Annotated in this window: 11 protein-coding genes and 1 riboswitch; all 11 genes read left to right on the forward strand. The window is 28.2% G+C overall.

Annotated elements, in window-relative coordinates:
* The first annotated feature begins 266 nt into the window (after positions 1-266).
* Positions 267-1,109 carry a metallophosphoesterase gene (locus AAT22_RS05075; RefSeq protein WP_242849790.1) on the forward strand — a complete coding sequence of 281 codons (843 nt, stop codon included), beginning with the start codon at positions 267-269 and terminating at the stop codon, positions 1,107-1,109.
* Positions 1,110-1,124: 15 nt separating this feature from the next.
* On the forward strand, positions 1,125-1,859 hold the full coding sequence (locus tag AAT22_RS05080; RefSeq protein WP_047000461.1) for a TatD family hydrolase: 735 nt from the start codon (positions 1,125-1,127) through the stop codon (positions 1,857-1,859).
* Between the two features lie 30 nt (positions 1,860-1,889).
* Positions 1,890-2,126 (forward strand): hypothetical protein, encoded by a 237-nt coding sequence (locus AAT22_RS05085; RefSeq protein WP_016207060.1) that lies wholly within the window; start codon positions 1,890-1,892, stop codon positions 2,124-2,126.
* Positions 2,127-2,248: 122 nt separating this feature from the next.
* Positions 2,249-2,356, forward strand: a riboswitch (TPP riboswitch).
* Positions 2,357-2,483: 127 nt separating this feature from the next.
* Positions 2,484-2,774 (forward strand): MTH1187 family thiamine-binding protein, encoded by a 291-nt coding sequence (locus tag AAT22_RS05090; protein WP_016207059.1) that lies wholly within the window; start codon positions 2,484-2,486, stop codon positions 2,772-2,774.
* Positions 2,746-3,522, forward strand: a complete 777-nt coding sequence (locus AAT22_RS05095; RefSeq protein ID WP_016207058.1) for an ABC transporter permease — start codon at positions 2,746-2,748, stop codon at positions 3,520-3,522. Before AAT22_RS05090 ends, AAT22_RS05095 begins: the two co-directional genes overlap by 29 nt.
* A gap of 34 nt (positions 3,523-3,556) precedes the next feature.
* Entirely contained in the window at positions 3,557-4,561 is a 1,005-nt protein-coding gene (locus AAT22_RS05100) for an ABC transporter substrate-binding protein (RefSeq protein WP_047000462.1), read from the forward strand.
* Positions 4,542-5,264 (forward strand): ABC transporter ATP-binding protein, encoded by a 723-nt coding sequence (locus AAT22_RS05105; protein ID WP_016207056.1) that lies wholly within the window; start codon positions 4,542-4,544, stop codon positions 5,262-5,264. The genes AAT22_RS05100 and AAT22_RS05105 overlap by 20 nt, the downstream gene beginning before the upstream one ends.
* A 20-nt stretch (positions 5,265-5,284) precedes the next feature.
* On the forward strand, positions 5,285-6,061 hold the full coding sequence (locus AAT22_RS05110) for a GTP-binding protein (RefSeq protein WP_016207055.1): 777 nt from the start codon (positions 5,285-5,287) through the stop codon (positions 6,059-6,061).
* Between the two features lie 284 nt (positions 6,062-6,345).
* Positions 6,346-7,323 carry a diaminopimelate dehydrogenase gene (locus AAT22_RS05115; protein WP_047000467.1) on the forward strand — a complete coding sequence of 326 codons (978 nt, stop codon included), beginning with the start codon at positions 6,346-6,348 and terminating at the stop codon, positions 7,321-7,323.
* Positions 7,324-7,504: 181 nt separating this feature from the next.
* The gene (locus AAT22_RS05120; RefSeq protein WP_016207052.1) at positions 7,505-8,878 is read left to right on the forward strand and encodes a bifunctional UDP-sugar hydrolase/5'-nucleotidase; all 1,374 of its coding nucleotides are present in this window, start codon (positions 7,505-7,507) and stop codon (positions 8,876-8,878) included.
* A 425-nt stretch (positions 8,879-9,303) separates the two neighbouring features.
* On the forward strand, positions 9,304-9,954 hold a 651-nt coding region (locus AAT22_RS05125; protein ID WP_047000468.1), incomplete at its 3' end, for a deoxynucleoside kinase.

Here is a 9,954-nt window from a genome sequence, read left to right on the forward strand (position 1 = left end):
TATTTATTCCTTAGATTAATTATATAAAATATGGTTATTTATAAAAGTTTTAGAAATATAGTAAAAAACTAAAATGCATTAGCTATTTTCTATAGTAAATATACTGACATGTAGGTTTTAACATAGATTTATTTATAAGTAAATGGTATACTTTATTTGTAAAATAATAGGTGATTACAATAATGTTTAGTATTAAAGATTGTTATTAATAAAATTTGTATATACATGAGGTTTATTAAATGAAAAAGCTATTTAGGAGATTAAAAATGCTAATATCAAGTATTTTATTTATTATTATATTAATTGTTTTTTGTATATGGCAAAATAATAGCATTGTTATTTCTAATTTTAATTATTATAGCTCTGAAGTTCCATCTGAATTCAAGGATTTTAAAATTGTTCAAATTTCTGATTTGCACAATAAAATGTTTGGAAAAGAGCAGTCAAAATTATTAGAAAAAATAGAAAAACTATCACCAGATATAATTGTAGTTACTGGTGATTTAATAGATAGACGTAGATATAATTTAGATGAAGCAATGCATTTTATTGAGGGATCTTTAAAAGTGGCTCCAATTTACTATGTTTCTGGAAATCATGAGGCCTGGTCAGGTAAATATAATGAGATATCGAAAAAGTTAATTGAGGCTGGAGTTCATATATTAGATGATACTACTTTAGAACTATTTAAAGGAAAAAGTAAAATACAACTTCTTGGTTTATCAGATCCAGCTTTTCTTACATCAAGTTATTTGGAAGATACTAATACAAGTAATATGGAGAAATATTTAAGTCAATGGGAAGATATGGAGGAATTTAAGATTTTACTTTCACATAGGCCAGAAATATTTGATTTATATTGTGAATATAATATAAATATGATTTTTTCAGGGCATGCTCATGGTGGACAATTTAGAATTCCATCTATAGGAGGACTTTTTGCACCAGATCAAGGATTTTTTCCTAAATATACTAGTGGAAATTACACTAATGATAAATCTACTATGTTTGTTAGTAGGGGGCTTGGAAATAGTGTACTGCCAATAAGATTATTTAATAGGCCAGAAATTATATCTGTAACCTTAAAATCTTCAGATGAAAAGTTATAATTAAAGGAGAACAAAATGTATATAGATGCACACACACATTTAGATTTCTTTAAAGAAAATATAGAAATTGCAATTAAAGATATAAATGAAAATGAAATATTAACTTTAGCAAATAGTATGGATATAGAAAGCTATATAAAAAATAAGGTGTATAGTAAACAAAGTAAATTTATTAAGCCCTGCTTTGGTATTCATCCTTGGAAAGCAGCAGAATATAAAGGAAGTTTAGAAGAGCTTATACCATATATAGAAGAAAGTGAAATTATAGGTGAAATAGGTTTAGATTATGTTTGGGTGGAGGATACAAGCACCTATGAGGCACAAAGAAGAATTTTTAATTTTATATTGGAAGAAAGCATTAAAAGGAATAAGTATGTAAGTATCCACACAAAAGGAGCCGAAGAAGAAATTTATAATGCGCTTAAGCGTAATAATTATAATAAAGCTATTATACATTGGTATAGTGGAGAAATAAGTACTTTAGAGAAATATATTAAACTTGGTTGTTATTTTACAGTAAGTGTAGATATAGGTTATTGTGATAAAGCGAATGAAGTTTTAGATAAGATACCACTAAGTAAATTACTTATAGAAACTGACGGACCAACAGCGTTAGAATGGGTAAATGGAGAATATGGTTATCCAAGTGCAATAATAGATGTAGCTAAAAAGGTTTCAGATTATAAGAAGATAGAGCTTGATGATCTATTAAGAAGTATAGAGAAGAATTATTATAAAATCATTAATTAAAAGAGTTTAGAATAAGGGGAGAAATGTTAAATGAAAGGTCTTATGTTTTTGGGAATACCAATGCTATTTATGATAGCAGTTTTAATTTTATTAGGTATGTATGTATATAAAGTTATTCAAAATCAATCCTCATCTTTAAAAATTATGATTATTGGTATAGCCGTAATATTATTTTCTATATTAATATCAATGTCAATAATAAAAATTATAGTGGGAATCTTAGGGCTTTTAATTGTGCTATATGGGGCAAATAAAAGTGAAGACTAGAATATAAATAAAAGGAAGTAAGCATCTAAAAATATTATTTAATAGGATTCTCTACTTGATAGACATTATTGATTAACTTGACATTTATAGTAAAGATGAATAAAATGGAATTATAAAAAGTAAATATAAATCTGGGGGGGCAGTGAACTGCCTGAGATAAAATTGATACTATTTTGACCCATAAACCTGATTTGGATAATGCCAACGTAGGGAGATTATTTGTTATTAATTAATGAATATACAAATTGAACTATAATACAGTATTTCTAGTCAGAAATACTGTATTTTTTTACTCTATGTACAAAATCTAATATTTGATTTGTTTACTTTTAAATATATTTAAAGGAGGAGAGGACTATGTCACTTTGCAATGTAAGTCTTCAGGTTATACCAACAGTAAATGAGGATAGAATTTATCCGGTTGTGGACAAGGTTATAGAATATATAGCATCTAAAGGTGTTAAATATGAAGTAGGTGCTATGGAAACAACAATGGAGGGCGAACTTGAAGAATTACTAGAAATAGTAAAAAAAGCCCAAGAAATTTGTACAGAAGAAGGTGCATCAAGAGTAGTATCTATGGTTAAAATAGATTATAAAAAAGAAGGCGTGACGATGGATGAAAAAATTAAGAAGTATAGGGAATAAAATAGCACCTATAGTTTTTATTTTAATTTTATTAATTATATGGGAGTTTATAGTAAGTGTTGGAGGGATAGAAAAGTATATATTACCCGCTCCCACAGATGTTATAAAAGTATTAATTAAAGACTTTAGAACAATGATCCCACATATTTCAGCAACTTTATATGAAGGAATGGTAGGGTTTTTAATTGCAATAGTATTATCTATTATATTGGCAGTGATTATGGATATGGTTCCATTAATAAAAAGAGCTTTATATCCAGTTCTTGTTATTTCTCAAACTATACCAACAGTTGCTCTTGCACCATTATTTATAATTTGGTTTGGTTTTGGTGCATTGCCTAAAATAATTGTTGTAGTTATAGTATGTTTTTTCCCTATAGTAATTAGTATAGTTGATGGGCTTGAAGGTGTAGATAAGGATTTAATAAATCATTTTAAATTAATGGGAGCATCTAAACTTAATGTGTTCTTACATTTAAAATTACCTTATGGAATGATAAATTTCTTTTCAGGTATGAGAATTGCAGCTACATATAGCATTATGGGAGCTGTAATTGGAGAATGGCTTGGGGGAGATAAGGGACTTGGTGTATATATGACAAGAGCAAGAAGCGCATATGCACTAGATAAGATGTTTGCATCAATAGTGATTATAGTAGCTATAAGTATGGGGATATTTCTTTTAGTTTCCTTTATGGAAAAGGTATTTACTCCATGGAATGATAAAAAACTAAGTATGAAAAAATAAAATAAAAAACAATAAATTTAGAGGTGAAATAGTAATGTTAAAAAAGAAAATTATATCAGTAGTATTAGCATCAGTAACAGCACTTACACTATTTGCTGGATGTAGTAAAAAAGATGAAGCAAAAACTTCAGAAGATTTGCAAAAGGTAACTGTAATTTTAGATTGGACACCAAATACTAACCATACTGGATTATATATTGCACAGGAAAAAGGCTATTATAAAGAGCTTGGACTAGATGTTGAAATAATACAACCATCAGAAGGGTCATCACTTCAACTTTTAGCAGCTGGAAAAGGAGACTTTGCAGTAAGTTATCAAGAAGATTTAACATATGCAAGAACATCAGACAGTCCGCTTCCAGTTAAAGCTATAGCAGCAATAATTCAACATAATACATCAGGTTTTGCATCTCCAAAGGAAAAAGGAATAGAAAGCGTTAAAGACTTTGAAAATAAAGTTTATGGTGGATGGGGAAGCCCATCAGAAGAAGCTATATTAAAGGCTGTTATGGAGAAAAGTGGAGCAGATTTTAGTAAGTTAAAAATGGTAGATGCAGGAACAGAAGATTTCTTTATAGCAACTAAGAATAACTTAGACTTCGAATGGACATTTGAGGCATGGACTAATATTGAAGCAAAGTTAAGAGGATTTGACATAAACTATATAGCAGTTAAAGATTTAGATCCAGCTTTAGACTATTACACTCCAATTATTGCAGCAACAGAAGATACTATTAATAATAAGAAGGATTTAGCTAAGAAGTTTATGGAAGCAACTACTAAGGGATATGAAGAAGCTATAGCAAATCCAGAAGAAAGTGCAAAACTATTAGTAAGTAAAGTTCCTGAAATCAGTGAAGAACTTGCAATAGAAAGCCAAAAGTATCTTGTAGATAAATATATGGAAGATACTAAAGTATGGGGAGAAATGAAAGATAGCGTATGGGATAACTATACAAAATTCTTATATAATAATAAATTAATTAATAAGGAAATGAAAGCAAGCGAGGCTTATACAAATGAGTTCTTATCAAAATAAGATTGTATTAAAAAATGTATCTAAGTCTTTTGATGAAATGGAGATATTAAGAGATATCAATATAGAAGTTAAAGAAGGAGAGCTTGTTTCTATTCTAGGACCATCAGGTAGTGGGAAAAGTACAATATTTAATATTTTAACTAGCCTTATAAGTAGTGATAATGGTGAAGTAGAAGTTAGTGGAGACCTAAGCTATATGTATCAAAAGGATATGATGGTACCCTGGAAAAAGGTTATAGATAATATAGGTATTCCACTTATATTTAAAGGCGATAGTAAGAAAAATTCAAGAGAAAAAGTAAAAAAACATATAGATGAATTTGGTCTTAGTGGATTTGAATATAAATATCCATCGCAATTATCTGGTGGTATGAAGCAAAGAGCAAACTTTTTAAAAACATATTTAACATCTAATGATATAATGCTTTTGGATGAACCCTTTGGGGCACTGGATTCCATGACAAGAAGAAAGATGCAAAAATGGCTTTTAGATTTAACTAAAAAGATGAATTCAACTATATTATTCATAACTCATGATATAGAAGAAGCAATTCTACTTTCAAATAGGATATATGTAATATCAGAAAAGCCAGCAATTATAAAAGGTGAAATAGAAGTTAATTTACCTAAGGAAAGAAATGAAGATATAGTTACTAGTGATAAATTTGTAGCTATAAAAAAAGAAATATTAGAGCTTATGTAAATAAAAAGATGCTGTTGTTATTGATTATAAATTTTATAGCATTGTATGATACTAAAAGTGAGAAAAGATATTATGTTATAATAGATGCGCCAGGACATAAGGAGTTCTTGAAAAATATGATTTCTGGAGCTGCAAGTGCAGAAGCAGCACTTTTAATAATTGATAGTAATGAAGGAATACAAGAACAGTCGAAAAGGCATGGATATATACTATCATTACTAGGTATTCAGCAAGTTTATGTTATAGTTAATAAAATGGACTTAATTAATTATGATGAAAAGAAATTTAATAATATAAAATCAGAAATGAATGCATTCTTAGAAAATTTAGGGGTGTATCCTAAAAAATATATTCCTATTTCAGCATATTATGGGGAAAATCTATCTAAAAAATCTGATAAGATGAATTGGTATAATGGAGAAACTGTTTTAGAAGCATTAGATTTATTTTATAAGGAAAAGGGATTAGAAGAAAAAGACCTTAGATTGCCAATACAAGATGTTTATAAATTTGATGATAGAAGAATAATAGTTGGAAGAATAGAATCAGGTAAAATATCAGAAGGTGATGAAATTATTATATCTCCAAGTAATAAAAAAACTAAAGTGAAGTCTATTGAGTATTTTATAGAAAGTGATAAGAAATCAATAGAGAAAGCAGGAAGAGCTATTGGTATCACTGTAGAAGATGAATTTTTTAATAAAAGAGGAGAAGTAATATCTCATGTCAATTCAAAACCTTTAAGTGGAGATACTATAGAAGGAAATATAAAATATATAGAAGAAAAAACGACTTAAAAAATAAAGCAAGATAAATAAATATTATAATAAGAAAGCCAAATATTTAAGTGATAATAAGTAAATATTATTAATTGTCAAGCCAAGTGGTACACTTAGCTTGACAATTTTATTATATGAGGAGAAGTTAAGATATTAGAAGAAATTTATTTCAAAGATATCAATAAATTATTAAATACAAAGAATATTATATGGAAAAAATTAATTGATATGGTAATATTATTATAAAGATAAATTTAAAATCTATGAAAAGGGGGAACTTGGCTTTAGAGCCGAGGAAGTATATGAGCAATAAGATTAGAATAGGTATTGTAGGTTATGGAAATATTGGTAAAGGTGTAGAATTAGCTTTAGAACAAAATCCAGATATTCAATTAGAGGCTATTTTTACAAGAAGAAATCCAAAAAAATTATTAACTACTTCAAAGGTAGTACATATTTCAGAGATTGAAAGTTATAAAGGGAAAATAGATATTATGATTCTTTGTGGGGGATCTGCTACTGATTTACCAAGACAAACACCTGAGATAGCAAAAATGTTTAATACAATAGATAGTTTTGATACTCATGCAAAGATTCCGGAATACTTTAATGTATTAGATGATGTAACTAAAAATGCTGGTACTATTTCACTTATATCAGTTGGTTGGGATCCAGGTCTATTTTCTTTAAATCGTCTTCTAGGTCAGGTAGTACTTAAAAATGGAAAAGATTATACTTTTTGGGGCAAGGGTGTAAGTCAAGGACATTCAGATGCTATTAGAAGAGTTGAAGGTGTTAAGGATGGAGTTCAATATACTGTACCGATTGAAAGCGCTATTGAAATGATTCGTACAGGAAAGAATACAGATTTTTCAGCTAGAGAAAAACACGAGAGAATTTGCTATGTTGTACCAGAAGATGATGCGGATTTAGATTATATTAAACATGAAATTATAAATATGCCTAATTATTTTTCAGATTATAAAACAACAGTAAATTTTATAACTGAAGAAGAACTAAATAAAAATCACAAGGGTATGCCTCATGGGGGATTTGTTATTCGTACAGGGGTTACAGGAGATGGTACAAAGCAGAGAATGGAGTTTAGTTTAAAGCTTGATAGTAATCCAGAGTTTACTTCTTGTGTGATATTATCTTATGCAAGAGCTGTATATAGATTACATAAAGAAGGTCAAACAGGAGCACGTACAGTGCTAGATATCCCATTTAGTTATTTATCTCCAAAATCAGGAGAAGAGTTAAGAAAAGAATTGTTATAAAATTATAATTAATATAGAATTTTTTTAATAAGAAATTAGTACAAAAATTAATGAAAAGTTAATATCAGCATTACCAACATTTTTAGTATCAATTTTAACTAAAAGTCTTTTAGGAACTGTGGTAGTTGGAGTTATATCAATGTTAGTAATAAAGTTAATATATTGAAAGGGATAAAGGGTTATGAGATTTAAAATATTACATACTAATGATGTTCACAGCAGGTTTGAAAATTTTGCTAGGATTACTACTAAGATAAAAGAGTTAAAAGATGAAAATACTTTGATTTTGGATGCAGGAGATTATCATGATTTTAAAGATGTAATGCTTCAAGGTACAGGAGGAAAAGCTGGAGCAGATTTGCTTTTAGAGGCAGGTTATGAAGCTATTGCAATTGGGAACAATGAGGGGTTTGAAGGGTTAGAGATTCTAAATTCTATGGTAAATAATAAGGAACTGCCATTCTTATCTTGTAACTTGGTTCATTTAGATGGAAGTAGTATAAAAGGGGTTAAAAGAAGTATAATAATTAATAAATCTGGAGTGAGATTTTTAATAATTGGAACATCACCTAATTTTAAAACATTTTTTCATCTTTTGGGTATGGATACTCTTGATTATAAAGAGCAAATTCAAAAAGAGTTAAGTGATAATGAAGGAAAATATGATGTATGTATTTTGCTTTCACATTTAGGACTTATTGAAGATACTGATATAGCTAATACTATGGAAGGAATAGATATTATAATTGATGGTCATAGTCATGACCTTATGTCAGAGCCAGAGATAGTTAAAAGTACTGTTATTCATATGTCAGGTTGTTATGGGGAGAATTTAGGAGTTTTAGAATTTGAGTATGATGGAAATATAACTAATATCAATGGAGTAAATATTAATATAAAGAATGTAGAGATGGATGAAAATATTCTAAAGATTATTGAGAAAAATAGAAAAATTGCAAATGATAATCTTGGAGTATCTCTTTATAATATAGATAGAGATATGTGGCATGATGTAGTAGAGGAGAATCCTATAACTAATTTATTAGCAGATGCTATTAGGGATGTATTAAATTGTGAGATTGGTTTAATTAATAGTGGGGTTATGAATAGTGGTATAAGAAAAGGAGAGGTATCTTTTAAGAAATTAATTGAAATATGTCCATCACCATTAAACCCAACTTATATGGAGATACAAGGTAAATATATACGAGAGGCTTTAGAGCAATCTTTAGATCCAGAGATTTGTTACAAAGACGGCGCAGGATCCGGGTTTAGAGGAAGATTTTTAGGAAGACTTCATATTTCAGGAGCTATAATTGAACATGATGGCAATCAAATCAATAGAATAATTGTAAATGGTAAGGAACTTGATGAAGAAAAATATTATAGAGTTGCTACTTCAGACTATTTACAAAGAGGTACTGGCTACAAAACTTTGGCTAATAATATAAATGTAAGATATAATGTAGAGTATCTTAGAATAGTACTTAGAGATTATCTATCTAGAGATATTTTTTTGGACAAATCTTATATTGATAGATGGATTAAAATATAAATTAGTGCATTACTTTTTGTTTTATTAAAATTCATATGCCTATATTTATCATATTGTGATAAATATATTTATTAATGTTTTTGATTATTATTTTTGCTGCTTTTTAAGAGCAGCTTTTTTTTATTCTTTAGACCAGTTATAAAAGTTTCCTCTTTGGATAGCTTTTTGTAATTTTCTTCCTTGAATATAGTCCACCAATGAACCATTAGCGTGATTTTGATAGGACTTACATATTGAATTAAAACTTATTGATAATTCAAATAAATATGAATATATAGATTTTAAGAATCATAAAACTACTATATACGGTGTTTAGCCTTAAGAATAAATACTATATATGGTATAAAAATAAAAGTCAAGACTTGAAAGTAAATTTTTAATTATGTAATATAGAGAAAGACAAAAAAGTAAAGGATAGGTGAAGCATGTTGATAGTTGTTGGTGGGATGATAGGTCTTGGAAAAAGTTCTGTAGCTGAAATTTTAGGGGATCACTTTAAATCAGATGTATTTTATGAAAGTGTAGATGATAATCCAATATTACCTTTGTTTTATAGTGAAAGTGAAGAAGAAATACAAAAAAAGAGATATCCTTTTTTACTACAACTTTACTTCTTAAATACAAGATTTAAAAGTATAAAGGAAGCATTAGTACATAATAATAATGTTTTAGATAGATCAATTTATGAAGATTGGTACTTTGCTAAGAAGAATATGGAGCTTGATAGAATTAATGATTTAGAAATGAAGATATATGAGGATCTTTTACATAACATGTTAGAAGAGCTAGAAGAACTTCCTAAGAAAGCTCCAGATGTAATGGTATATTTAAAAGGCTCCTTCGAGACTGTTTTAAATAGAATAGCATTAAGAGGAAGAGATTTTGAAATTGATGAAAGCTTAAAAGAATATTATCATTTTCTATGGAAAGATTATGATGCATGGGTAGAAAATTGTTATAATGCATCAGAAGTTTTAATAATAGATATGGATAAGATGGATGTAGTTAATAACGAAGAAGATAAAGAAAAGCTTATAGAATTAGTAGAACAAAAGGTAAGCGATTCAGAAAATGGC

The sequence above is a fragment of the Clostridium sp. C8 genome (assembly GCF_001010885.1).
Taxonomy (GTDB): Bacteria; Bacillota; Clostridia; order Clostridiales; family Clostridiaceae; genus Clostridium; species Clostridium sartagoforme.